The organism is Pseudoalteromonas sp. S4492, assembly GCF_005886115.1.
GTDB lineage: Bacteria > Pseudomonadota > Gammaproteobacteria > Enterobacterales > Alteromonadaceae > Pseudoalteromonas > Pseudoalteromonas gelatinilytica.
The window spans coordinates 1-431 of record NZ_PNCP01000263.1; the positions used below are offsets into that span (position 1 = coordinate 1).

Here is a 431-nt window from a genome sequence, read left to right on the forward strand (position 1 = left end):
TTGGCGATACCATCAAAAAACCAGGCTTTGTACTGCCAGGAACCATAAAGACTGAACTGATAATTGTTTGCCTGAGCAGTATCATTTGAATGATGCTTTCTGGTATCTGTGGTCGCCAGGGTGATTGCGCCTCCGTAGATCCAATCATCCCTTTCTTGTTCAAGACCCAGTGTCATACCGCTGACATCCAGCTCATAACCAAGAACCCGGTCATCTGTATTGTTCCTGGAATCCTTTTTATTCGCATCGGATTTCAACCATTGAAACCAGAATCCCTGACTTTCAACACTGTCACCGAAACTGAGTGACCTCAGCCTGTGAGAAATCTGCAGCATGGCCTTTCTTCTGGCGACATCATCCACTTCCAGAGCCATACCACCATTGATTCTGCTTTCTCTGGCCAACTTCACCAGATTCACGGCCTCTTCTTT

1 protein-coding gene is annotated in these 431 nt (G+C 46.4%); it reads right to left on the bottom strand.

Annotated features, from left to right (window positions below; genetic code table 11):
- Positions 1-419: autotransporter outer membrane beta-barrel domain-containing protein (locus CWC28_RS21525; protein ID WP_171038360.1), on the bottom strand; the 419-nt coding region annotated here is incomplete at its 3' end.
- Between the last annotated feature and the right edge of the window lie 12 nt (positions 420-431).